Genomic DNA, 23,390 nt, shown 5'->3' with positions numbered 1-23,390 from the left:
GCCCTCCTCAGGCGTGGAGGGCTCGTCTCTCAGGCGTTGAGGTACGCGAGCACGGCGAGGACCCGGCGGTGGCCGCCGCTGTCGGTCGGCGGCAGGCCCAGCTTCAGGAAGACGTTCCCGATGTGCTTGTGCACGGCCCGCTCGGTGACCACCATCGAGCGGGCGATCGTGCCGTTGTCGTGCCCCTGGGCCATCAGTTCGAGGACCTCGCGCTCCCGTGGCGTCAGGGAGTCCAGGGGGTCGTCGCGGCGCCGGGCGAGCAGCTCGGTGACGACCTCCGGGTCCAGGGCCGTACCCCCGGCCGCGACCCGTTCCAGGGCGTCGAGGAACTCGTCCACCCGCCCCACCCGGTCCTTCAGGAGATAGCCCACGCCCCGCGCGCCGCCGCCCAGGAGCTCGGCCGCGTACGTCTCCTCCACGTACTGGGACAGCACGAGGACCGGCAGGTCCGGCAGCCGCTCACGGGCCGCGAGCGCGGCCCGCAGCCCCTCGTCGCGGAAGCCGGGCGGCATCCGTACGTCGAGGACGGCCACGTCCGGGCGCTGTTCCAGGAGCAGCGGCAGGACCTCGGGGCCGGTGGCCGCGACCCCGGCGACCTCGTGGCCCGAGGTGGTCAGCAACAGCACCAGGCCCTCCCGCAGGAGGGCGTTGTCCTCGGCGATCACCACACGCACGGAAGCTCCACTTCGATCACGGTCGGGCCCCCTTCGGGGCTGGTCAGTCGTACGGTCCCGTCGAGCGCGGCGACCCGGCGGCGCATGCCGACGAGCCCGGAGCCGCCGCGCTCACCGGCCTCCGCCCCGCCGCGCCCCTCGTCCGCCACGCGGACGCGGAGGGCGGCCGGTGCGCGGGTGAGGGCGACGGAGGCGCGGGTGGCGCCACTGTGCTTGGCGGCGTTGGTGAGGGCCTCGGCGACGACGAAGTAGGCGGCGGCCTCGACGGCGGCGGGGGCGCGGGGGGCGTCGGCGGTCGGGGCGGGGGGTTCGGTGGTGGGCCGGAGGTCGGCGCTCGGCCGCTCGCCGTCACCGGCCGGGGGCTGTTCCGGATGTACTGCCGGGGAGTCGGCCAGGCCCGTCACGGAGACCGCCACCTCCAGACCGCTGCTCGCGGCAAGCGCCCGTACGGCTCCGGTCAGGCCCCGGTCGGTGAGGATCGGCGGATGGATGCCCCGGACCACGTGCCGCAGCTCGGCCAGCGCCTCCTCGGCCTGGGTCTGCGCGTCGTCCAGGAGTTTCCGCGCGGCCGCGGGATCGGAGTCGTACACCCGTCTCGCCAGACCGATCCGCATGGAGAGTGCCACGAGGCGGGCCTGCGCCCCGTCGTGCAGGTCGCGTTCGATGCGGCGCAGCTCGGCGCCGTGCGCGGCGATCGCGCCCGCCCGGGTGGCGGTCAGCTGCTCGACGCGGGCGGCGAGCGCCGCGTCCCGCGCGGCCGCCGGGGTCGGGGTGAGCAGGGCGCGCGACCACTCGGCCTCCAGGCCGGCGAGCGCGCCGATCAGCGGCAGGGCCACCGGGCGCCGCCCCGCGAGCCCGGCCACCACCCCGTCGACCAGCAGCGCGGGCACCCACAGCAGCAGCGAGACCCACCACAGGACCAGGCCGTAGAGCAGCTGACCAGCCGCCCAGATCAGGTCCCGCGCCGTCCCGGGATCGGTGACGGCCGTGCGTACGCGCGCGGGGAGAGGCCCTTCAAGCGGCAGATACGCCTCCGGAACCGGCGTCCCGGTCAGGGCGGCGGTCCGACGCCGCTCCCAGCCGGCGAGGCGGCGCAGCAGCAGCACGGTCTCGGGGAGCACGCCCGCGCCGATGACCGTCACGGCGAGGACCGCCGTGAAGAGGGCGAGGCCCACGCCCAGACAACAGAGGAGGGCGATGGCCGCCCCGCCCAGGAGATGGAACGACGCCCGGCCGGCCCCCTTGATCGCGTCGCGCATGCGGACAGGTTATGCGGGAGGGCCCGAGGGCCGCGGTGGAGCTGGCTCCACCTCCGGTCCGGGGGCGGGCACCGCTGTGCCCGGCCGAGATCCGGACGAAGATCGAATCGTTCGGTTCCACCCCTTCCTCCCTCCTCCCACTTGGAGATCCCCATGCGTTTCGTGCTCTGGCTGCTGCTCGCGGCGAGCGTCGTCGCCAACGCCTGCGTCAACACCTTCGCCGGACTGACCGGCGCCGCCCAGATCACCGCGAGCGTCGGCACGGGCGTCGTGCTGCTCGGCTCGGCGGTCGGCCTGTGGCTGACCCGCCCGGCGCGCACCGACGCCTGAGCTCCGGCCTCCCCGTACCGAAGTCTGGCGGGTGGTGTCAGTGGACTGCCCCACAATGGAGGACGTACCTGAGGAGGGGCAGACATGGCCGTATGGGACGACCTGGTCGGACAGGCGAAGGTCGAGGAGCAGCTCGCCGCCGCCGCGCGCGACGCCGACGCGCTCGTGACCGCCCATGCCGCCGGGCAGCCCGATCCCGAGGCCTCGAAGATGACCCACGCCTGGCTGTTCACCGGCCCGCCGGGGTCGGGCCGGGCGACGGCGGCGCGGGCGTTCGCCGCCGCGCTGCAGTGCGTGAGCCCCGACCGCGCGCTCGGCGGCGCGCCGGGCTGCGGGTTCTGCGACGGCTGCCACACGACGCTCGTCGGCACCCACGCGGACGTGGAGATCGTCCGTACGGACCTGCTGTCCATCGGTGTGAAGGAGACCCGCGACCTGGTCCGCCGGGCCCAGCTCTCGCCCGCGGGCGGCCGCTGGCAGGTCATCGTCCTGGAGGACGCCGACCGGCTCACCGAGGGCGCGGGCAACGTCCTGCTGAAGGCCGTCGAGGAGCCCGCCCCGCGCACGGTCTGGCTGCTCTGCGCACCCTCCCTCGAGGACGTGCTGCCCACGATCCGCTCCCGCTGCCGGCACCTGACCCTGCGCACGCCGCCGGTGGAGGCCGTCGCCGACGTGCTCGTACGGCGGGACGGCATCGAGCCGGAGGCGGCGCACGCCGCAGCCCGCGCCACCCAGGGCCACATCGACCGGGCCCGGCGGCTCGCCACCGACGAGCGGGCCCGCGCCCGCCGGGCCGTCGTCCTGAAGCTGCCGCTGCGGGTCGGGGACGTCGGCGGCGGCCTCAAGGCCGCCCAGGAGCTGGTCGACGCGGCGGCCGAGGACGCGAAGCAGGTCGCGGAGGAGATCGACGTCAAGGAGACCGACGAGCTGAAGCAGGCTCTCGGCGCCTCGCAGGGCGGGCGGATGCCGCGCGGCACGGCCGGCGCGATGAAGGAGCTGGAGGACCGGCAGAAGCGCCGCAGAACGCGTACGCAGCGCGACAGCCTGGACCTGGCGCTCACCGACCTCACCGGCTTCTACCGTGACGTCCTCGCGCTCCAGCTGCGCGCGCGCAGCCCCCTCGCCAACACGGACGTGCGGGACGCCCTGGAGCGGATCGCCCAGGAGACGACCCCGGAGCGCACCCTCCGACGCATCGAGGCGGTCCTCGCCTGCCGCGAGGCCCTCGACCGGAACGTGGCACCGCTGCTCGCGGTGGAGGCGATGACGATGGCACTGCGGGACTGACCCCGTGCGGCGGAGGACGAGGACGGGACGATTGGACACGGTCCGTACCCGTCCGGATACGCTCCGGGAATGGATTCCAGGCGCTTGCTCCGTACGTCCGCCACGGCCCTCGCGGCCGCCGGGCTGATCCTCTCCGGCTGCTCGGGCGGAAGCGACGCGGCGGCGTCCCGCACCACGCAGGCCGGGGTGGCCTCGCCGGCCGCCTCGCCGGAGGCGCTGAAGAAGTTCTACGGGCAGAAGCCGAAGTGGCGTGACTGCGGCGTCGCGGGCTTCCAGTGCGCCACGCTGCGGGCACCGCTGGACTACGCGAAGCCGGACGGGGAGGAGATCGAGCTCGCCGTCTCCCGGGTCAGGGCCACGGGCCCCGGCAAGCGGCTCGGCTCGCTCCTGGTCAACCCTGGCGGTCCCGGCGGCTCCGCCGTCGGCTACCTCCAGGGGTACGCGGGCGTCGGTTACCCCGCCCCGGTCCGGGCCCGCTACGACATGGTGGCCGTGGACCCGCGGGGCGTCGCCCGGAGCGAGCCCGTCGAGTGTCTGACGGGGCCGCAGATGGACGCGTTCACGCAGGTCGACCAGACGCCGGACGACACCGCCGAGGTCAATGCGCTGAGCGCGGCCTTCAAGGAGTTCTCGGCCGGTTGCGCGAAGAAGTCGGGGACGATCCTGCCGCACGTGTCGACGGTCGAGACGGCCCGCGACATGGACATCCTGCGGGAGGTGCTGGGCGACGAGAAACTGCACTACGTGGGGGCCTCGTACGGCACGTTCCTCGGCGCCACGTACGCCGAGCTGTTCCCGGGCCGGGTCGGCCGCCTCGTCCTCGACGGTGCCATGGACCCGTCGCTGCCCGCCGTCGACCTCAACCGCGACCAGACCGGCGGCTTCGAGACCTCCTTCGCCGCCTTCGCCGCGGACTGCGTCCGCAAGCCGGACTGCCCGCTGGGCACCGAGTCGGTCGAGGCGGCCGGGCAGGCGCTGAAGAAGTTCTTCCGCGACGTGGACGCCGAGCCGGTGCCCACCGGGGAGAGCCGCCCGCTCGGCGAGTCCCTCGCCACCACCGGGGTGATCGCCGCGATGTACGACGAGGGCGCCTGGCCCCAGCTGCGCGAGGCCCTCACCCGGGCGATCGGCGGGGAGGGCTCGGGCCTCCTGGCCCTGGCCGACAGCTACTACGAGCGCGAGGCGGACGGCACGTACGCCAACCTGATGTTCGCCAACGCCGCCGTGAACTGCCTGGACCTGCCGGCCGCCTACGCGGGCCCGGCCGACGTCGTGAAGGCCGTGCCCTCGTTCGAGAAGGCCTCCCCGATCTTCGGCAGGGGCCTCGCCTGGGCGGCCCTCAACTGCACCTCCTGGCCGACCCCGGCCACCGGCGCCCCCCACCGCATCACCGCCGAGGGCGCGGCCCCCATCCTGGTCGTCGGCACCACCCGCGACCCGGCGACCCCGTACAAGTGGGCCCAGTCCCTGGCCGGGCAGCTCTCCTCCGGAACGCTCCTCACCTACGAGGGCGACGGCCACACGGCGTACGGCCGGGGCAGCGACTGCATCGACACGGCGATCAACACCTACCTCCTCGAAGGCACCCCTCCCACCGAAGGAAAGCGCTGCTCATAGGCCCCGCGAGGGGGTGGTCGGAGCACCCCCCGAAACTGTGTAGACTTGGCGTCGCTGCTGCACCCACCATGGGTCAACACAGTGTGCCGCCTTAGCTCAGTTGGCCAGAGCAACGCACTCGTAATGCGTAGGTCTCGGGTTCGAATCCCGAAGGCGGCTCGGATCAGCCCCAGGACTCACTCGCCGTGACCTGGGGCTTTTTCATGCCCGGGGCATGCCGAGCCGCACGACGGAGATGCCGTGGAAGTGCTTGCGTGAGCGACACCGAGTGGGCCGACATCGCGCAGCGGATCGTCGAGGCCGCGGGCACAGCCCCGCCCGGCGACGACCTCGGCTGCCGCTGGATCGCCGTACGCCATGCGGATGACCACGTCCACATCCTCGCCACCACCGTCCGTGAGGACGGACGCCGCCCCAGGCTCCACGACAGCGGCATCCGCGTCGGCGACGCCTGCCGGCAGATCGACGCGGGGCTCGACGCCGGCGATCTCGCAGGCCGCGAGACGGTTACGGCCGTCGAGGAGGACGCCGCCGGGGTCGAGGACGATCGGCTCATGGTCTGGGCCAACGATCGTCGCCGCCCGCTGGCACCAACGAGCCGATCAGTTCCTCGCAGACCGGCAGGACGCCATCCGCCGGTCCCAGCATGCTCTCCAGCTGATCGCTGAGAACTGGACGGCAGTCCAGGACCTCGCCGCCCGACCCGACACCGCCTACGCGCGGGAAGTCGTGGAGGGTCTCGCGCCCGAAGCCCGCTCCATCACCCTCAGCCTGACCACCCTGGCGTGAAGAAGTGCGCTCTCTCCTGGGACTTCCCCGGAGACAACGCACTTCCTCACTGGTGCCTGCTCCTGGACAGGCGCAACCGAGCTTGCTTCACGACAGATGGGTTCTGCTCACCGGCCGTACGGCGGGCAAGCAGGACCCATCGAAGTGTCGCTCAGGAGGACAGCGAGATGACCTGCCAGGCGACCATGCCCATGGCACCGGACGTTGCGGTGATGTCGATCGGCAACTCGGCCGGGGCGTTCTCCACTCGCTGGGCGGCAGGTACTCCGTCGCAGGGGACGGACTGCGGTGCCTTGTCCGCGATGACGACCTTCACGTTCCCCGTGCCGACGCAGGCCACAGAGACCTTGTATGCCTTGCCCTTCTTGAGCGGGGAGAGGTTGTGGACGCCTTCCCGGACCCGCTCCAGTCCGGATTCCACGAACTCCGGATCATCCAGCGAGACCGTCTCCAACGCGGCCTTCGCGCGCTTTCCCTGCTCTTCCTCGTTCTCCCCCTGGGGCGGCTCTGTCGCCGTCGGCTTCTCCGTCGCCGATGCCGACGGCGTGGCCGACGGCTTTGCGTCGTCGGTGCAGCCAGCCGCCAGGAGGGAAATGAGAACGAGGGGCGCGACCGCTGTCAGCGGCTTGCGCAGCATCGTCATGAGTTCGTCTCCCAGTAGCGCCAGCCAACCTCGGAGGAAGGCAGCTTGGCGGTTCCGCTCTTGATGAGCTTCTTGCCACATCGATCCGCGCTGGTCTCGTACTTGGCCCACTTCACGGAGTAACCCCAGGAGCCGTACTGGAGATGCCCGTACTTTCCGGCGGTCACGTTCCTGCGGTATTCGTGCCCCACGGAGACCCCGACTTCGGTGCCGATTGAGGCCGATATGGAGACCTTGGCCTTGGCGACGATGCCGCTGACCTCCACCTCCCCGCCCGCGCTGACTTCTCGCTTGATCGTCCCCGAATTCTCCACCTTGACCACCATGATGCCGCCCGGCCCGTCCTTGAAGGATGTCCCCCGCCAATTGGCGGGCATATGGATGCCGGTCTTCGAGGTGATCTCGATCCACGTACGGCGAGGGTTGTCGCACGCCTGCGTGCCGGCCTCCGCGTTGGTCGAAGTCTCCGGCAGCTGCGCCAACGAGTCATCCTCGGGTGCGGCCTCCTCGACGACCTCCACCGAAGGAACGGCCATGGGATCCGGTTCCCCGCTTGCCGCGTGGGCCGGAGAAGCCAAGCTGCTCAGCAGAGCCAGAGCGAACACCGGGACGACAGTCCCTCGTGCTGTGAAACGCATACTTCCCCCACGTCAAGACTGGTTGTGAGGCCACCCGTTAGGTCAGTGGGGTGGCCGTGCGTAGAGACCGTAACCGTGTTCGCGGGACATGCGTGAGAAAGGAGCCTTCTTCTGAGTAAGAATTGAGGAAGACGAATTTCGGCCGCCACCGATGACAACCGGCCGTCTGAGCACGGGAGACCTTGGACCGGAAGACCCTTACCTGGCCCACCACTTGATCCCTCAGGATCAGAGCGAGACGCCGGCCCCGAGGGCGATCGCTTACGTCAGTGCCTTCCGGACCGCCTCGGTCAGCGAAGTCGCACGCACGTCGTCGGAGCCGCTGATGATGCGGTTCATCACGTAACCGAAGGCGATGCTGTGCTCGGGGTCGGCGAAGTCGAGAGAGCCACCGCGGCCGGTGTGGCCGAAGGCGTTCGGGCCCGTCATGAGGTTGCCCTCGGTGGGAAGCATGTAGCCGGTGCTGAATCGGCTCGGGGTCACCATCGCCTCGTCCTTCCCGCTGGCCTGTTCCCTTGTCGCCGAGGCCAAGGTCTCAGGGGCGAGCAGGCGCACGCCGTTGACTTCGCCGATCAGTGCGGCGTACATACGGGCGAGTGCCCTTGCGGTGCGGCTGTAGCCGAGTTCGATGAGGCATCGTTCGGCACCAGCCGGGATGATCTTGCGGCCCTCGTCATGCGTAGGTCTCGGGTTCGAATCCCGAAGGCGGCTCGGATCAGCCCCAGGACTCACTCGCCGTGACCTGGGGCTTTTTCATGCTCCTAGGGGGGCTAGAGCTGGAGGTTCAGGCGGGTCAGGTGGGGCTTGTCCGCCAGGGCGTCTACAGCGGTGATGTGGTCCTCGAGGACCGTGAAGGTGAAGACCGTCTCCGGGTCGCCCTCCGGGGGGCATGCCAGGCCGGCCGCGCCGTCCACCAGGGCTTTTCTCGCCGTACTCACCCGGTTGGCCAGGGTCTCGGAGACCGCGCCCGGGCCGTGGGCGGGCGGTAGGCCTTCGCGTACGGCCGTGGCGTCGGAGCGGAGCACCACTTCCGGGTCGAGGAGGTCGTGGAGGGCGGCGGCGTCGCCGTTCCGTGCGGCCGTCAGGAAGGCCTCGACGACGGCCCGCTGGCGGTGGAGGTCCGGGGTCGGCATCTCCTCGGTCTCTCGCAGCCGGTAGCGGGCGCGGCCCGCGAGTTGGCGGGTGGCCGCCGGGGTGCGGTCCAGCACCGGGGCGATCTCCTCGTACGGCACCGAGAACTCGTCGTGCAGGACGTACGCGAGTCGTTCCGGGGGTGTCAGCGCGTCCAAGGGGTCCTCCCCGGTGCCTTCCCGGCGGTCCTGGCCCGCGGCCCAGGGGTCCCACGGGTCCCAGGGGTGTTCGCGGTGGGTCTCGCGGGAGCGGAGCCGGGCCAGGCAGGCGCGGGCGACGGCCGCCGTGGGGTCCGGACGGCCCGAGGCGTCGCGGGCCGCCTCCTCGGCCTCCTCCCGGCTGCCGAGAAGGCGGTACGCCATCGGGAGGGTTTCGGCGACAGCGTTCTCATCCACGGGACGTGCCCTCCGTCGGGCCGGGACTCAGTCGCCGTGGCCCGTGCCCCCGCTGCCGAAGCCGCCGCTGGAGATGCCACCCCACTTGCGCTTCTCCTCGGTCGGCGGCTCGGGCGAGGGCTCCGACCTGTCCTTCAGCTGGTAGGGCATGAGCCGGTGCTCGCCGTCCGTCTGGGGCATCTCCGCCGGCCTGCGGTACTCGGACATCTCGCCGGGGAGCCGGTCGGTCTCGGGACGCTGCGGCTGTTCCTCCGGCTCGGGCGTCTTGGACTCGCGGTCACGGACCCGGAAGCCCAGCCAGACCGCCGCGATCAGCACGGCGACGATGACGAGTCCGCCGATGAACTGTCCGAGGCCTGACTGCCAGACTCCCGCGGCCAGGTTCTGGGCTGCGCTGAGAGTGTTCATACTCCAGGGTTACCCGATTCCTCCCTGTTTGGACGCTTCGGGCGGCAGGACGTCGAAGATTTCCGCCGCGCCCCCCGGATTTCCCGGGGATTCCGCTGAAACATTTGCCCGCCCCCGCCGCGTCAATGAGGTGTACGGCGACCACGCCATGTGACCGCCAGGGGGAGGAGGGACATGAGAAAGTCCCGCGCGGACGAGTTCCTGGAGTTCGCCGCCGCACGCACCGGCCAGCTGTTCCGCTCGGCGTGCCTGCTGACCAGCGGAGACACCCATCTTGCCGAGGACCTCACACAGGAGACACTCGGCCGAATGTACGCCATGTGGGGGCGCATGGCCAGGATCGGGAACCCGGCCGCGTACGCCCAGACCGTGCTCGTCCGCACGTTCCTCAGCCACCAGCGGCGCCGCTCGGCCACCGAGCGCCCCCTGGGCGAGCTGCCCGACCGCGCGCCCGACGACATCGGGGACCCGGCACTCCGGATCGCGCTGCTCGACGCACTCGCCGGGCTCGCGCCCAAGGACCGGGCGGTCGTGGTGCTGCGGTACTGGGAGGACCGCAGCATCGAGGAGACCGCCGACGCCCTGCACGTCAGCTCCGCCGCGGTGCGCACCCGCTCCGTACGGGCGCTCGCCAAGCTGCGGGAACGGCTCGGCGGCAGCATCACCGAGTTCGCCGCGCGCTGACCACCGCGGCACACCCCCTCTTCCACCCGCGCAGTTTCTGCGCACACCCCAGGCTTTCGCCATCCAACGACCGGAGACGGTGAATTCGACATGTCCCAGCACGATGGTTCCCAGCACGAGCGCTTCGAGGAGGAGCTCGGTGCCGTCCTGCGCCGCACCGGTGACGGCTTCGCCGCCGGCGACCGGCGCGAGCTGGTCGCGGGCGGACTCCAGCGCGGCCGCCGCCGGCTGCTCCGCCGCCGCCTCGCGGTGACCGGGGGCGTCCTCGCGCTCGCCGCCGTCGGCGTCGGCGGGGTCTACGGCGGCTCGCTGCTCTCCGCCGGGGACGCGGCGAACGCCTCCGTGGCGGCGCCCCCGAAGCCCCTCACCAACACCACCCCCGCCAGCTCCACCACCCCCAAGGCCGGCCTGGGGGAGAAGGGCGACCACGTCCCGCAGATCCCCGTCAAGGACATCGCGGCCGTCCTCAAGAAGAACACCCCGCAGGGCACCTGGGCGTTCGACTCCCTCGACGGCAACGGCCAGTCCGTCGCCGGCGTCTTCGACGACGGACACGGCAAGGCGGCCGTCACCGTCGGCCTCTACCGCGCCGGCGCCGTGGAGGCGGGCGAGGACCAGGTCGACTGCCCCGACAAGGTCGCCGTCCCCTACGACTCCTGCACCGAGCAGAACCTGCCGAACGGCTCCCGGCTCATGATCCTCCAGGGGTACGAGTACCCCGACAAGCGCGAGGAGACCAAGAACTGGCGGGCGGTCCTGCTCACCAAGGACGGCTTCCTCGTCGACGCGAGCGAGTACAACGCCGCCGCCGAGAAGGGTTCCCCGGTCACCCGCGAGAACCCGCCGTTCAGCCCCGCTCAGCTGAAGACCCTCGTCACGAGCCGTGACTGGCGGCCGCTGCTCGTGAAGCTGCCCCGCTACACGGAGCCGGCCGTCGACCCGGGCACGTCCGGACTGCCCCCGGAGCCGAGCGGCCCCGCCATGCAGGCCACCCTGCGCTCGCTCCTGCCGAAGGGCCTCAAGGTCGTCGACAAGAACCAGGACAGCGGGTACGCGCACATGGTCGTCGACGACGGCAAGGGCAAGAGCCTCGTCGGGGTCAACGTCCAGCCGGACATGTCCGACGTGGCCGACGAGCTGTTCGGCAGCGGGGACGTCACGACGCTCCCCGACGGCCGCAGGGTCAAGCTGACCCAGCAGCCCGGCGAGAAGGGCGGCGCCGGTGTCGTCTGGTGGAGCGTCGACACCATCACCCCTGAGGGCTTCCGGGTCGTCGTGTCCGCCTTCAACTCCGGCGCCCAGCACGAGGCCGCGACGCGCCCGGAGCCCGCGCTGACGATGGCGCAGCTGAAGGCCATCGCGCTGAGCCTCAAGTGGCAGAACGTGCCGATGCGGTAAGCCCCCACACGGGCCTCGGCTGCGGCTTCAGCAGGGGCATGAAGGTGTGAGGGGACGACGGGGCTCGCGCGCGCGGGCCCCGTCGGCCTGCGCCCCGCGCGCGCCCCGCGGCTACTTCGCGTCCGCGTACCGCTCCACCGTCGCCGTCGTGAACGGAAACCGCACCGGTGTCTCCCCGAACGCGATCCGGCCCGCCTCGTCCCCGGCCGCGCGGATCGCCGCCGTGACCGCCTCCGCCTCCTCCGCCGGGCAGTGCACGATCACCTCGTCGTGCTGGAAGAACACCAGCTCCGCCCGCATCCCCGCGAGGGACCGCCGCAGCGCCGCCAGCATCAGCAGCGCCCAGTCGGCGGCGCTTCCCTGCACCACGAAGTTACGGGTGAACCGGCCGCGCGCCCGTGCGTTCCCCGAGGCGTAGCCCGGGACGAACTCGCCTTCCTCCGCCGGCTGCTCGCCGCCCTCCTGCGGCAGCCCCGCCTCCTCGGCCTCGCCGGCGCCCACCGCCCGGGGGCTCGTTCTGCCCAGCCAGGTCCGGACGAGGCGGCCCTCCTCGCCCGCCTTCGCCGCCTCGTCGACATACGCGACCGCGCGCGGGAAGCGGCGCCGCAGCGCGGCCAGGTTCTTCAGGCCGTCGCCGCTGGTCTGCCCGTAGATCGCGCCCAGGAGCGCGATCTTGGCGTGGTCGCGGTCGCCGGAGAACGCCCGGTCCGACAGCCGGGTGTACAGGTCGTCCGGGTGCCCCGCGACCTCCATCAGGCCCGGGTCGCGGGAGATCGCGGCCAGCACCCGCGGCTCCATCTGGTCGGCGTCGGCCACCACCAGACGCCAGCCGTCGTCCGCGACCACCGCGCGCCGGATCACCTTCGGGATCTGCAGGGCCCCGCCGCCGTTGGTCGTCCAGCGGCCGCTGACCGTGCCCCCCGGCAGGTACTCCGGGCGGAACCGGCCGTCCCGCACCCAGTCCTGCAGCCACGACCAGCCGTGCGCCGTCCAGATCCGATACAGCTTCTTGTACGCGATGAGCGGCTCCACCGCCGGGTGGTCAAGCTCCGCCAGCTCCCAGCGGCGGGTGGACTTCAGCCGCACCCCGGCCTGCGCGAAGGCCTTCACCACGTCGGCGGGGAGGTCCGGGCGGACGCGGCGGCCGAAGGCGGCCGACACCTGGTCCGCGAGCTCGGCGAGGCGGCGCGGCTCGCCCCCGCCCGCGTACCGCTCGCCGAGCAGTTCGTTCAGCAGGTCCCGGTGCACGTCCGCGCGCCACGGCAGCCCCGCCCGGTGCATCTCGGCGGCCACCAGCATCCCCGCCGACTCGGCGGCCGTGAGGAGTCGCATCCTGCCCGGGTGCTCCGCCCGGTCGTGGCGGCGCAGCTGCTCCGCGTACACCGTGAGGAGGCCGTCGAAGGGCACGGACACCACGGGGCGCGGCTCGAAGAGCGAGTCCTGCGAACCGGGCTCGGCGGTGCGCTGCGGCGGATCGGGCGGCACCGGGGCGTTCCGCAGGCGGGCCCAGGCCGCCGCGGCCGAACGGGGCTCGCCGAGCCGCCCCTCGTGCCCGAGGAGCAGCTGCTCGGCGTCCTCGATGTCGTAGCACCGCTCGACGCGGACGCCGGCGGCGAGCAGCCGGGGGTACACCTCGGCCGTCGACCGCCACACCCAGCGGGACACCTCGGGTCTGGCCCGTACCGCCGCCACCAGATCCGGCTCGCGCCGCACGTCACCGGCGGGCAGCCCGTCCGGGCCGAGGGGGACGAGCAGTGCTCCGTCCCCCTCCGCCTCGGCCGCCAGCGCCCACCTCTCGCTCATGGGTGCGAGTCTGGCACCCGCCACTGACAGCGGCGGGGTGACGCGGCGGGACGCCCGGCGGCCGCCGCGCCCGCGGGCGTCCTGTGGCCGCGCCGGTCCTGCGGGTGCCCTGCGGTCTCCGCGCCGTGGGTGCCCCGGCTGCCGCGTCCGTGCCCGCCGCGCCCCCGCCCCGGCGGCGTACGCCCCCCGCCTCCGCTACGCCGCCGCGTGGAACAGGGCCGCCGCCTCGCCGCGGGAGCCGACGCCCAGTTTGTTCAGGATGTTGGCCACGTGGAACTTCACCGTCGACTCGCTGATGTGCAGCGTCTCGGCGATCCGGCGGTTGCGGTGGCCGAGCGCCAGGTGCCGCAGGACCTCCACCTCCCGCTCGCCGAGGTCCGCCAGCGGGTGGGCCGCCTCCGCCGGGGCGTCCGGGGTCGCCAGCGGGATCACGGCCGTGATCGTCGTCCCCCAGCTGGGCACCGCGTCCATGTCCAGCCGCCCGCCGAGCACGTCGAGCCGGTCCTTGATCGTGCCCGCGCCCAGGTCGCAGGGGGCGAGCGCGCCCGCGCCGTCGTCCCGAACCGTGGCCCGCAGCTCGTGCTCGGTCAGCTGCCAGCCGACGTGGATCCGGCTGACCGATTTCTGTTCGAGCACGATCAGGAGCAGTGCGCGGACGATGGCCCGCGCGCTGTGCGCCACGTCCGCCGCGAGCGAGCGGTCCGAGTCCGGCGCCCCCAGGTCGAGCCGGATCTGGCTGTGCCGCAGCATGGGCCGCAGCTCGCCGGCGAGCCGCTCGAACGCGTCCTGCACGGGCTCCTCCGCGAGCGCCCGGTCACGCCGCTGGGCGGCCCGCATCTCGATGAGCGCGGCGGCGGCCAGGTCGGTGGCGGTGGCCCGGGCGGTCGTGTCGTCCAGGGCGCGGCTGCGCAGCACCCCGAGGACCCCGGAGAGCGCCGCCGCGTGGGTGGCGGTCAGCTCCGAGATGACCCGGGCGCGGGTGTCCGCGGCGGCCCGCGAGCGGGCGAGCGCGCCCGGCAGCGCCTCCGTGGCGAACCGGTCGAAGTGCGCGGCCACCAGGTCCCACAGGGCCTGGGCCACGCCGAGTTCGGCCTCGCCCACCGGATCGGCGCCGTCCTCCCGTACGAGCACGAGGACCGCCCCGCGCCGGGTCGCGTCGCTGGTGACGGCGACGATCTCGCGCTCCCGGCCGCCGATCGTCGCCACGCCCTGCCAGGGGCTCCCGGGCACGCCCGCCGCGAGCAGCGGCACCAGTTCGGATGCGGTGAGCAGCTCCGTACCGCCGAGTGCCTTGAACGGCGAGTGGGCGCAGTGGGTGGAGAGTTCGGCCGCGTCCACGTGCGGGACGAGCGGGGCGAGGGCCGCCGAGACCCTGGGAAGGATCTCTCCGAGCGGCTGCCGGATGATCTCGTACGCGGTGGTGAGGGTGGGCGCGTCCATGCGGTCGAGCGTACGCGGGGGAGGACAGGTGACGGCCAGTCTTTCGGCCAGGTGGGACTGGCCGTTGGGCGGGCGGGGGGAGGGTGGCGCGGGGCGCAGTCTGGATCACGTCGAGAGCGTTGGCGAGGCGTGATGGAGGCCGAGATGGAAGCGACCGTGTACGAGGAGTTCGGGGGCCCCGAGGTGCTGCGGCACACGAGCGGACTCGCCGTACCGCAGCCCGGCCCCGGCGAGGTCCGGGTGAAGGTGGCAGCCGTCGGCGTCAACCCGGTGGACTGGAAGCGCCGTTACGGCTGGGTCGAGGAGTTCTACCCCACCACCTTCCCCGCCGTCCCCGGCCTGGAGTTCGCCGGCACCGTCGACCAGCTCGGCGAGGGCGTCACCGGCCTGGCCGTCGGCGACGAGGTCCTCGGCTGGACGAAGACCGGCGCCTACGCCGAGTACGCCATCGCCGACATCGTCGTGCCCAAGCCGGCCGGGCTGCCCTGGGGGATCGCCGCGAGCCTCCCGGTGGCCGGCGAGACGGCCCAACGGGTCCTCGACCTGCTCGGCGTACGGGCGGGCGAGACGCTGTTCCTGCACGGTGCGGCGGGGGTCGTCGGCTCGGTGGGCGTCCAGCTCGCCGTCGCGGCCGGGGTCACGGTGATCGGCAGCGCGTCCGAGTCCAACCACGCCTACCTGCGCGAACTCGGGGCGATCCCGGTCGCGTACGGCGAGGGCCTCGCCGACCGGGTGCGGGCCGCCGCCCCCGACGGCGTCCACGCCGTCTTCGACGCGGCCGGGCACGGTGTCCTGCCGGTCGCGATCGAGCTCCTGGGCGGGGGCGACGCGGCGAAGAAGCGGATCGTCACGATCGCCGACGTGGACGCCGAGAAGTACGGGATCACGTTCTCCGGGGTCATAGGGGAGGCCGACGCCGTACGGGCCGGACTCACGGAGCACGCGCGCGGGGCCGCCGCCGGGACCCTCAAGGTCCGGCTCGCCGAAACGCTTCCGCTGAAGGAGGCGGCCCGCGCCCAGGAACTGAGCGAATCGGGGCACGCGCGCGGGAAGCTGATCCTGATCCCGTGACACCCTGCCGAGCGGCGGGCGGATGAGACGATCCGGCCGCCCCGAAGGCTGGTTCCGACCGTGGAAGGCGACGACGATGTACGCGATACCTCTGGGAGACGAGGGCGGGGAGCTGCGCCCGCTCGAACCGTGGCAGGCCGAGGAGTTCCTCGCGCACATGGACCGGGGCCGCGAGTTCATCGGCGCGCGCAACGGACTCCCCGACGTGGTCACCGACCTGGAGTCGAGCCGGGCGTTCCTCCGCCTGTATGCGGAGAAGGCCGCCGCCGACACGGGACGCATCCACGGCATCTGGTTCGACGGCACCCTCGTCGGCGCGGTGATCCTCCGGAAGCTGGACGCCGAGGACGGCACGGCCGAGGCGGGCTGCTGGCTCGAACCGGCCGGTGCCGGCAAGGGGTTGGTGACCCGGGCCGCGCGGCTGCTCATCGACTGGGCGATCGAGGTACGCGGCGTCCATCGGGTCGAGTGGGTGGTCTCCTCGGACAACGAGCCGAGCATCGCGGTGGCCCGCCGCCTCGGCATGTCCAAGGACGGCGTCCTGCGGGCGAGCTACCCCTACCGGGGCAGGCGCCACGACGAGGAGGTCTGGTCGGTCCTCGCGCCGGAATGGCGTGCGGCGAAGTCGGCGTAATCGGCGTAGTCGGCGTAGTCGGCCTAGCTCGCGGGGGCCGGCGGGGCGGGCCCGAGGTGGGCTGGGCCGGGGCGACACGGGGGTGCGCCCCGGCCCTCGCTTGCCCCGGGACCCGGCCAGGGGGTCTCGGGCTACGGCCGTTCGGCTGGCGGGGTCGGCCCCGGCGGTTCGGGGGCCGTCATCGTTGGGCGGGGGTCGCTCTCCGGTGCGCCGGGTGCGCTTTCCGGCGCGTGGGGGTCGCCTTCCGGTGCGTGGGGGACGAAGACGCTCAGTTGGTACGTCGTCGGGTGCGTCGACCGGCCGCAGAGCATGTCGACCCTGATCGCGTCCCAGTCGAGGTCCGGCTCCTCCGTCCGGAGGCGGCCGAGTTCCGCCCGCCACTCCGACTCGTCCCTCGTCGCGTAGCGGAGCTCCCAGCGCCCGGCCTCCGGGCCGAAACGGTCCGCCTGGCCCGAGCGCTCCCGCTCCCGCTGTCTCTTCCGCTTCCGCTGTCCCGGCACGGGACCAAGAATCACCGTCCGGCAGAACGCGCCGCAAGGCCTTCCGCGCGGGTGGACGGGGCGGGTGGACGGGGCGGTGACCCGGCTCCGACCCCGGTCACCGCCCCGTCCGTCCCACCATCGCCGCTCAGCGCGTCAGCCGCCACGCGGGGAGGGCCGACGCGGCGATCGCGACCGTCGCGCACACGCCCGCCGACGCGCCCACCGTGGTCCACGGGAGCGCCAGGGCCACCGGTGCCGAGAGGGCCGCGAGGCCCGCTCCCAGGGTGCCGAGGACCAGCGCGGTGACCGCGAGGCCGAGCAGCGTGCCGATCGCGACGGCCAGCGTCGCCTCGCCCGTCACGACCCGCAGGATCTGGGCCCGGGTCGCTCCGGCGAGCCGTAGCGAGGCCAGCTCCCCGCGGCGTACGGAGGTCGCCATGAGCAGGGTGTTGGCCAGGCCGATCACCGTGTAGACGAGGGCGACGCCGAGGACGAGCACCATGCCGAGCCGGGCCTGCGGGCTGCCGCTCGCCGGGCGCTCGGCCTCGGCCCATGCGGCCGCCGTCCTGACGGTGCCGCCGCTCGCCTCCAGGGCCTGTACCGTCGCCGTACCGCCGCCGCTGGCGTCGATCCGGTCGGGGGCGGAGCCGGGGGCGTTCGCCCGGGTGACGTACGGGCCGTTGTCGCCGGTGCCGAGGGCGAGGACGGCCGCGATCCGGAGCCGTACCGGACCGGTCCCGTCGGCGCGCCAGACCTCGACGGTCTCGCCGACCCGGCGCCGCTCGAACTCCTCGTTGACAACGATCGAGCGGTCGTCGAGGTCCCGCAGGTCGCCCGCGACCACGGGCAGCCGGGCGAGCTCGGCGAACGCCGCCGGGTCGGTGACCGCGCGGGCTCCGTACTTCACGACGGCCGCGTCCCCGTCCCGTACGAACAGGGAGGTCGGCCCGGTGGGGGAGACGACCGCCCCGGGCGGCACGGCAACCGGTCGCGGCCCGCCCGTGCGGTCGGGTTCGTCGACGCCCGTGACCACGTACTGCGCGGCCGTCTGCTCCCTCGCCTCCGTCCCCTTCGCGCGCGTGACGCTCGTCGCCGAGCCGAACAGCGTCCCCGCGAGCGCCACCGTCACCAGGACCGGGGCGGCGACGGCGGCGGTACGGCGTACGGAGGCCGCGCTGTTCTCCCGTACCAGCGTTCCCACGGCTCCCCGCAGCCTCAGCAGCCGGGCCGCCGGCCGGACCAGCAGCGGGGAGAGCAGGGCGACGCCGGTGATCAGGAGCATCGGAAGGGTCGTGTACGTCTTCCGTTTGAGCAGCGCCGACGGGTCCGTGACGCACGTCCAGACCAGCAGTCCGACGCCGGCCAGGAGCAGTCCCGTGCCGAGCACCGCGCGGCCGAGGGGCAGGGCGTCCGCGTCCACGTCGGCCTCGCGGAGCGCGGCCGTCGGGCCGACCTTCCCGGCGCGCCGGGACGCGGCGATGGCCCCCGCGAGGGCGACGGTCACGCCCGTCCAGAACGCGGTGTGGAAGGGCCAGACCGGGCCGCCGACCGTGAACCACTCCGGCGCGAGGCCGCCGTCGACGAGGGTACGGGCGAGCAGCGGCGCCCCCAGGGCGCCGAGCGCGCAGCCGGCGGCGGAGGCGACCACGCCGAGTGCCGCCGCCTCGGCGAGCAGGAGCCGGCGGATCTGGCCGGGGGTGGCTCCGGCGGTCCGCAGCAGCCCGAACTCGCGGCGGCGCAGGGCGACGGCGAACGCGAAGGTGGAGGCGACGACGAAGACGGAGACGAAGGCGGTGACGCCGCCGGAGGTGCCGAGGAGGGCGTTGAGGCCGACGAGCGCGTCGGCGTCCCGGTCGGCGTCGTGGTCGGCGCGCCGCCGCTCGTCGCCGGTGAGGACCTGGGCACGGGCGCCGACGAGGGCGCGGACGTCGGCGGCGGGGGCGTCGACGCCGACGGCGTCGGGGTGGTCGGGGTGGCCGGGGCGGTGGGGCCCGCGGCGGTCGGCGGGTTCCTCGGAGGTGGTGACGGTCCAGCGGGCGCGGAGTTCGCGGAGGAGTCGGCTGTCCACAGGCTGTGGACGGTCGAGCCGCCGTTCGACGGACACGGTCTCGGGCCCGCGCCGCACGTCGAGCGTCAGTCGGTCCTGACCTTGCACGACGACGGGGGAGGACGCGAACCGCTGAGGTGACCGCTCGGGCGCGTGAAAGGTCGCGGACAGGCCGAGACCCATGGTGGCGAGCAGCCCGACGCCGAGCGCGAGCGCGACGAACCCACCGAGGAACGACGCCCAGCGGGCCCGGAGGGAGGAGAGGGCGACGATCAGCATGAGCCACTCCGGGTGGGCACGGGGGCGGCGGGCGTGGGGTCGGTCGGTGCTCGGCAGCCGTCGGTCGGTCGGGTTCCCGCCGTCTCCAGTGCCGTCATCCGGGCCGCCACCGACTCCACCGTCGGGGACCGCAGTTCGGCCGTCACCCGGCCGTCGACCAGGAAGACCACGCGGTCCGCGCGGGCCGCCGCGACCGGGTCGTGCGTGACCATCACGATCGTCTGGCCGTCCCGGTCGACCAGTTCCCGCAGCATGTCGAGCACCTCGCGGCTCGTCGTCGAGTCGAGCGCGCCCGTCGGCTCGTCACCGAAGAGGACGGCCGGCCGGGTGATCAACGCGCGGGCGATGGCGACCCGTTGCTGCTGTCCGCCGGACAACTCGCCGGGCCTGTGCCGTTCCCGCCCCGCCAGCCCCACCCGCGCCAGCGCCTCCCGTACCTCCGTACGCGACGGGCGGCGCCCGGCGAGCCTCAGGGGCAGCGCCACGTTCTGAGCTGCCGTCAGGGAGGGCAGCAGGTTGAACGACTGGAAGACGAAGCCGATTCGGTCCCGCCGCAGCAGGGTCAACCGCCGCTCGCTCAGGCCTTCGAGGGCGGTCCCGCCGACCTCCACCCGCCCGGCGGTGGGCCGGTCGAGCCCGGCCGCGCACTGGAGCAGCGTCGACTTGCCGGAGCCCGAGGGGCCCATGACGGCGGTGAACGTCCCGGCGAGGAAGTCGAGGTCGACGCCGTCCAGCGCCCGGACGTCCCGATGGTGCCGGGTGAGCCCCCGGAGCCGTACGGCAGGCGGGGACGCGGCGGCGGGGGAGTGGGCGAGGGCGGGCGGCGGGGCTGTCGAGGTCATGCCTCAAGCGAACCGTTTCCGCCCTCGCCGATCACGACCACTGAGGGGCGTACGGGGGGTATGCCTGGCCCTACCCCCCCCGGGGCCTCCCACCTTTCGCCCCCCTTACCCCTCCCGGACGGTCTTCACGAACACGTCCAGCGCGTCGAGCGGTTCGCGGCCGCCGAGCAGCGTCCGCAGGTCGCTCGCGATCCCCGTACCGTCCATGAAGCCGTGGGCGATCGCCGAGTACGTGCTCGCCAGCATCGGCACCTGGAACGGCACCGCCCCGGACGCGGCGATCGCGGCGCGGGCCTCGGCGAGCGTCCCCGGGGCGTACGTGGCGCCCAGCGCCTCCGCGAGCTCGGCGCCGCCCAGGGCGCGCTCGCCGACCAGCTCGTACACCCGGTTCCGGTGCGCCCCCGGGTCCGTCGCGACCGCGACCGCGACGTCGGCGAGGTCCGCGCGGGCGACGGCGGCGAGGCGGCCCTCGCCGAGGGGGCCGGTGATCCGGTTCTCGGCGTCGGGCGCCGCGATCCAGGTGAGGAACTCGGCGTAGAGGCCGTTGCGGAGGATCGTCCAGTCGAGCGTGGGGGAGTTCCGCAGCCGCCGCTCGGTCCAGCGGTGGGCCAGCGCGTACGTGAGGTGGTCGCCGTCGCCGGAGAGGCTCGTGTAGACGACATGGCTCACGCCCGCCGCCTCCGCCGCCGATATCGCGGCCTCGTGACGGGCGACGACCGTGTCGTCCTCCCCGTACCCGGCGGAGATGAGCAGCAGTGTCTCCACCTCGGTGAGGGCCTCCGGCAGGGTCTCGGGCGCGTCGAAGTCGAGGCGGCGGGTGCCGGGCAGCCCCGCGCGCGTACCGAGGACGACGTCCTCGCGGCCGGCGAGCCGTTCGGCGACGAGCGCGCCGAGAGCGCCGGAGACACCGGTGACGAGCAGCATGATTCCCCCCGGGGGACCTCGGGCCTGGGCCCTGGGGCCGTGGTGACGACGTGATGGCTGAGACCATCGTGAGGGGGCGGAGAAGATCGCGTAAGGAGGCACATTGATGTCCGAGGGGCACACGGAGGTAACCACCGAACCCTTGGTGAGCTGCGCGGAGGAGTGCGGGGTACGGGACGTCCAGGACCGGCTCGGCGACAAGTGGACCGTGCACGTGGTCGTCGAGCTCGCGCCGGGACCCAAGCGGTTCAGGGAACTCCAGCGGCTCGTCACCGGGATCTCGCAGCGGATGCTGACCCTGACGCTGCGCCGCCTCGAACGCGACGGGCTGGTCTCGCGGACGGTGTACCCGACGACGCCTCCGCAGGTGGAGTACGCGCTGACGGAGACCGGGCACAGCATGACCCACCTGATCAAGCAGCTCGTCGACTGGTCGCTCGACCACCGCGCGGTGATCGCCCGGTCGCGCGAGGCATGGGACGCGAGGACGGCGTGAGTACGAGCAATTCGAGCGGAACGGGCGGCGCGGGCCGGGCAGGCGGCGCCGGTAGGACGGGCGGCGCGGGCCGGGCAGGCGGCGCCGGTAGTACGGGCGGCGCGGGCCGGGCTGGTGGCGCCGGTGGTACGGGCGGCGCGGGCCGGGCACGTGGCACCGGCGGCACCCTCGACCGGGCCTTCGAGGCGTTGTACGCCACCGACGACGGCTCCCTCGACACCGCCGCCTCGCTGCTCGCCGCCGACCGGGGCGCCGACGCGGAGCTGACCCGGCGCGGCGAGGAGTTCGTGCGGACCCTGTGGGCGCGCGGCTGGCAGCCGGCGGACGTCGTGCGGATCGCGCGCCGTGACCTGTCGGAGGACCACCTGCGGGTCCTGACCGGGCTGATCCGGACCGAGACGGCCCGCTACGAGCGGCTGCCGCACCGCTGGCAGGGGCAGCTCGACGCGCTGGACGAGCAGTCCGGCCGTCGCCCCTCGGACCGTTTCTCGTACGCGACGACGGTCCTGGAGCTGTACCGGCTCCTGGTCCGGCTGCCGAGGCTCGACGCGGTGGGCCCGGTCCCCGGTGAGGCGCTGCCGCCGCCGACGGCCGGGGAGCCGCGCATGCTCGGCCGGATCAGGGCGCTGCTCGCGAAGGCCGAGGCGACCGGCTACCCGGAGGAGGCGGAGGCGCTCACCGCGAAGGCGCAGGAGCTGATGGCCCGCCACAGTCTGGACGAGGCGACGCTCGCGGCGGGGACGCCCTCGCCGGAGACGCCCGGCGCGATCCGGATCGGGGTGGAACCGCCGTACGAGCAGGCCAAGGCGATCCTGCTCGACGCGGTGGCGACCGCGAACCACTGCCGGGCGGTGTGGAACGAGGCGTACGGCTTCTCCACGGTGGTCGGCTTCGAGGCGGACCTCGACCCGGTCGAACTGCTCTACACCTCGCTGCTCGTGCAGGGGACGGCGGCCATGACCCGGGCGGAGGCGGAGCAGCGGGCCGGCGGCCGCAAGCGCACGAAGTCCTTCCGGCAGTCGTTCCTGCTCGCGTACGCGAACCGGCTCGGCGCGCGGCTCGCGGCGACCTCCCGGCGGGTCGAGGCCGAGGCCCCGACGCTCCTTCCGGCGCTCGCCTCCCGCGACCTGGCGGTCACGAACCGCACGGACGAACTCTTCCCGGAGACCCGGACCACGCGCGTGCGTGCCGCCTGGGACGAGGAGGGCTGGACGCACGGCGCGTCGGCGGCGGACAGGGCGGGCCTGGGACCGCACCGGAAGGGGATCGACGAGCGGGGGGCGCGGTGATCGGCCTCCGGCCTGGGGTCGGCGGTGATCGGCCGTCGCCCTGGGGTCGGCGGTGATCGGCCGCCGCCCCAGGGCTCGCGGTGATCGGCCCCCGCCCCAGGGCTCGCGGTGATCGGCCGCCGCCCTAGGGTGAGCCGATGCGCGCACACCACATTGACCGGCCCTCAGATCTCGACGTGGTCCGGGAGTCCTACGACCGGGTGGCGGACAACTACGCCGACATGGTGGTGACGACCGGCATCGGAGACATCCGTCGTCATCCGTGGCACAAGGCGTCGATCGACGCCTTCGCCGACGCGGTGGGCGGGCTCGGGCCCGTGCTCGACGTCGGCTGCGGTCCCGGCACCGTGACCGCCTACCTCGCCGAACGCGGCCTCGACGTGTCCGGCGTCGATCTCTCCCCCCGCATGATCGAGAACGCCCGCCGCCTCCACCCGCAGTGCCGCTTCGACGTCGCCTCCGCCACCGACCTCGACCTGGCCGAGGCGTCACTGGGAGGCGTGCTCGGGTGGTGGTCGCTCTTCAACCTCCCCCGTGACGTGCTTCCCCAGGTGCTCGCCCGCTTCGCGCGCGCCTTGAAGCCGGGCGGCCACTTCATCACCGCGACGCACGTCGGTGACGAGGACGTGCGGCGCACGGAGGCCTACGGGGGCGTGCCCGTGCGGTGGACCACGCACAAGTGGCGGCCTGAGCGGTTCGTGGACCTCATCGAGCGGGCCGGGCTGCGGACGGTCGCCGAACTCCGGCTGCCCCCGGAGGAGTACAGCGGTCCGGGTTTGGTGGTCATGGCCCAGCGCCCGGCCTGAGGGGTGGGTGAGGGGCGCCCGAGG

The 23,390-nt window shown here is 73.6% G+C and carries 22 protein-coding genes, 1 tRNA gene and 2 pseudogenes; 12 read left to right on the top strand and 13 right to left on the bottom strand.

Going from position 1 to position 23,390, the window contains the following annotated elements:
• Positions 1–29: 29 nt before the first annotated feature.
• Both DEJ43_RS16475 and DEJ43_RS16470 read right to left on the bottom strand, forming a co-directional pair.
• The gene (locus DEJ43_RS16475; protein WP_015034506.1) at positions 30–674 is read right to left on the bottom strand and encodes a response regulator; all 645 of its coding nucleotides are present in this window, start codon (positions 672–674) and stop codon (positions 30–32) included.
• Positions 662–1,933: a sensor histidine kinase gene (locus tag DEJ43_RS16470; RefSeq protein WP_015034505.1), complete on the bottom strand. Its 1,272-nt coding sequence runs from the start codon at positions 1,931–1,933 to the stop codon at positions 662–664. The genes DEJ43_RS16475 and DEJ43_RS16470 overlap by 13 nt, the downstream gene beginning before the upstream one ends.
• 153 nt (positions 1,934–2,086) lie before the next feature.
• On the opposite strand from DEJ43_RS16470, the gene DEJ43_RS37485 reads away from it, so the two are divergent.
• From DEJ43_RS37485 to DEJ43_RS16450, 5 genes and pseudogenes are all read left to right on the top strand, one after another.
• Positions 2,087–2,263, top strand: a complete 177-nt coding sequence (locus tag DEJ43_RS37485) for a hypothetical protein (RefSeq protein WP_015034504.1) — start codon at positions 2,087–2,089, stop codon at positions 2,261–2,263.
• 84 nt (positions 2,264–2,347) lie between these two features.
• A complete protein-coding gene (locus tag DEJ43_RS16465) occupies positions 2,348–3,550 on the top strand; it encodes a DNA polymerase III subunit delta' (protein WP_015034503.1) in 1,203 nt (400 codons plus the stop codon).
• Positions 3,551–3,619: 69 nt separating this feature from the next.
• Positions 3,620–5,167: an alpha/beta hydrolase gene (locus DEJ43_RS16460; RefSeq protein WP_015034502.1), complete on the top strand. Its 1,548-nt coding sequence runs from the start codon at positions 3,620–3,622 to the stop codon at positions 5,165–5,167.
• An 85-nt stretch (positions 5,168–5,252) separates the two neighbouring features.
• A tRNA-Thr gene (locus tag DEJ43_RS16455) sits at positions 5,253–5,326 on the top strand.
• A 95-nt stretch (positions 5,327–5,421) separates the two neighbouring features.
• A pseudogene (locus tag DEJ43_RS16450) lies at positions 5,422–5,632 on the top strand (mobilization protein); the annotation flags it as partial.
• A 475-nt stretch (positions 5,633–6,107) separates the two neighbouring features.
• Here the strand turns inward: DEJ43_RS16450 and DEJ43_RS16445 are convergent.
• From DEJ43_RS16445 to DEJ43_RS16425, 5 genes and pseudogenes are all read right to left on the bottom strand, one after another.
• Positions 6,108–6,599: a hypothetical protein gene (locus tag DEJ43_RS16445; protein WP_015034499.1), complete on the bottom strand. Its 492-nt coding sequence runs from the start codon at positions 6,597–6,599 to the stop codon at positions 6,108–6,110.
• A complete protein-coding gene (locus tag DEJ43_RS16440; RefSeq protein WP_015034498.1) occupies positions 6,596–7,135 on the bottom strand; it encodes a hypothetical protein in 540 nt (179 codons plus the stop codon). Before DEJ43_RS16440 ends, DEJ43_RS16445 begins: the two co-directional genes overlap by 4 nt.
• A gap of 363 nt (positions 7,136–7,498) precedes the next feature.
• Positions 7,499–7,846 (bottom strand): annotated as a pseudogene (locus DEJ43_RS16435) (serine hydrolase); the annotation flags it as partial.
• A gap of 161 nt (positions 7,847–8,007) precedes the next feature.
• Positions 8,008–8,763 carry a sigma factor-like helix-turn-helix DNA-binding protein gene (locus tag DEJ43_RS16430; protein ID WP_015034496.1) on the bottom strand — a complete coding sequence of 252 codons (756 nt, stop codon included), beginning with the start codon at positions 8,761–8,763 and terminating at the stop codon, positions 8,008–8,010.
• Between the two features lie 27 nt (positions 8,764–8,790).
• Entirely contained in the window at positions 8,791–9,171 is a 381-nt protein-coding gene (locus tag DEJ43_RS16425; RefSeq protein ID WP_015034495.1) for a DUF6479 family protein, read from the bottom strand.
• A gap of 174 nt (positions 9,172–9,345) precedes the next feature.
• Between DEJ43_RS16425 and DEJ43_RS16420 the strand changes: the two genes are divergently transcribed.
• Both DEJ43_RS16420 and DEJ43_RS16415 read left to right on the top strand, forming a co-directional pair.
• Positions 9,346–9,855, top strand: a complete 510-nt coding sequence (locus tag DEJ43_RS16420) for a SigE family RNA polymerase sigma factor (RefSeq protein WP_015034494.1) — start codon at positions 9,346–9,348, stop codon at positions 9,853–9,855.
• A 90-nt stretch (positions 9,856–9,945) separates the two neighbouring features.
• Entirely contained in the window at positions 9,946–11,253 is a 1,308-nt protein-coding gene (locus tag DEJ43_RS16415) for a hypothetical protein (RefSeq protein WP_015034493.1), read from the top strand.
• Between the two features lie 111 nt (positions 11,254–11,364).
• Here DEJ43_RS16415 and DEJ43_RS16410 read toward each other — a convergent pair whose 3' ends face one another.
• Together DEJ43_RS16410 and DEJ43_RS16405 are read right to left on the bottom strand one after the other, a co-directional pair.
• Positions 11,365–13,056 (bottom strand): bifunctional 3'-5' exonuclease/DNA polymerase, encoded by a 1,692-nt coding sequence (locus tag DEJ43_RS16410; RefSeq protein WP_041662544.1) that lies wholly within the window; start codon positions 13,054–13,056, stop codon positions 11,365–11,367.
• Between the two features lie 195 nt (positions 13,057–13,251).
• Positions 13,252–14,496 carry a helix-turn-helix transcriptional regulator gene (locus DEJ43_RS16405; protein ID WP_015034491.1) on the bottom strand — a complete coding sequence of 415 codons (1,245 nt, stop codon included), beginning with the start codon at positions 14,494–14,496 and terminating at the stop codon, positions 13,252–13,254.
• A gap of 144 nt (positions 14,497–14,640) precedes the next feature.
• Between DEJ43_RS16405 and DEJ43_RS16400 the strand changes: the two genes are divergently transcribed.
• Together DEJ43_RS16400 and DEJ43_RS16395 are read left to right on the top strand one after the other, a co-directional pair.
• Positions 14,641–15,567 carry an NADP-dependent oxidoreductase gene (locus DEJ43_RS16400; protein ID WP_015034490.1) on the top strand — a complete coding sequence of 309 codons (927 nt, stop codon included), beginning with the start codon at positions 14,641–14,643 and terminating at the stop codon, positions 15,565–15,567.
• Between the two features lie 76 nt (positions 15,568–15,643).
• Positions 15,644–16,201: a GNAT family N-acetyltransferase gene (locus DEJ43_RS16395; protein WP_015034489.1), complete on the top strand. Its 558-nt coding sequence runs from the start codon at positions 15,644–15,646 to the stop codon at positions 16,199–16,201.
• Between the two features lie 131 nt (positions 16,202–16,332).
• On the opposite strand, the gene DEJ43_RS16390 is transcribed toward DEJ43_RS16395, so the two are convergent.
• From DEJ43_RS16390 to DEJ43_RS16375, 4 genes are all read right to left on the bottom strand, one after another.
• Positions 16,333–16,701, bottom strand: coding sequence for a hypothetical protein (locus tag DEJ43_RS16390; RefSeq protein WP_069202162.1), 369 nt, complete (start codon positions 16,699–16,701; stop codon positions 16,333–16,335).
• Positions 16,702–16,828: 127 nt separating this feature from the next.
• Positions 16,829–19,009 carry an FtsX-like permease family protein gene (locus DEJ43_RS16385; RefSeq protein WP_015034487.1) on the bottom strand — a complete coding sequence of 727 codons (2,181 nt, stop codon included), beginning with the start codon at positions 19,007–19,009 and terminating at the stop codon, positions 16,829–16,831.
• Positions 19,003–19,851, bottom strand: coding sequence for an ABC transporter ATP-binding protein (locus DEJ43_RS16380; RefSeq protein ID WP_015034486.1), 849 nt, complete (start codon positions 19,849–19,851; stop codon positions 19,003–19,005). Before DEJ43_RS16380 ends, DEJ43_RS16385 begins: the two co-directional genes overlap by 7 nt.
• A 105-nt stretch (positions 19,852–19,956) precedes the next feature.
• Entirely contained in the window at positions 19,957–20,775 is an 819-nt protein-coding gene (locus tag DEJ43_RS16375; protein WP_015034485.1) for an NAD(P)H-binding protein, read from the bottom strand.
• A 106-nt stretch (positions 20,776–20,881) separates the two neighbouring features.
• On the opposite strand from DEJ43_RS16375, the gene DEJ43_RS16370 reads away from it, so the two are divergent.
• The 3 genes from DEJ43_RS16370 to DEJ43_RS16360 all read left to right on the top strand — a co-directional run bounded on the left by DEJ43_RS16370 (position 20,882) and on the right by DEJ43_RS16360 (position 23,366).
• The gene (locus DEJ43_RS16370) at positions 20,882–21,271 is read left to right on the top strand and encodes a winged helix-turn-helix transcriptional regulator (protein ID WP_015034484.1); all 390 of its coding nucleotides are present in this window, start codon (positions 20,882–20,884) and stop codon (positions 21,269–21,271) included.
• Complete coding sequence (locus tag DEJ43_RS16365; RefSeq protein ID WP_015034483.1) at positions 21,268–22,560, top strand: DUF2786 domain-containing protein; 1,293 nt, start codon at positions 21,268–21,270, stop codon at positions 22,558–22,560. Before DEJ43_RS16370 ends, DEJ43_RS16365 begins: the two co-directional genes overlap by 4 nt.
• A 137-nt stretch (positions 22,561–22,697) precedes the next feature.
• The gene (locus tag DEJ43_RS16360; RefSeq protein ID WP_015034482.1) at positions 22,698–23,366 is read left to right on the top strand and encodes a class I SAM-dependent methyltransferase; all 669 of its coding nucleotides are present in this window, start codon (positions 22,698–22,700) and stop codon (positions 23,364–23,366) included.
• Positions 23,367–23,390 lie beyond the last annotated feature (24 nt).

This window comes from Streptomyces venezuelae ATCC 10712 (assembly GCF_008639165.1).
GTDB lineage: Bacteria > Actinomycetota > Actinomycetes > Streptomycetales > Streptomycetaceae > Streptomyces > Streptomyces venezuelae.
Note: the sequence above shows the minus strand (reverse complement) of the source record. Positions and strands in the feature narration are given on the sequence as shown.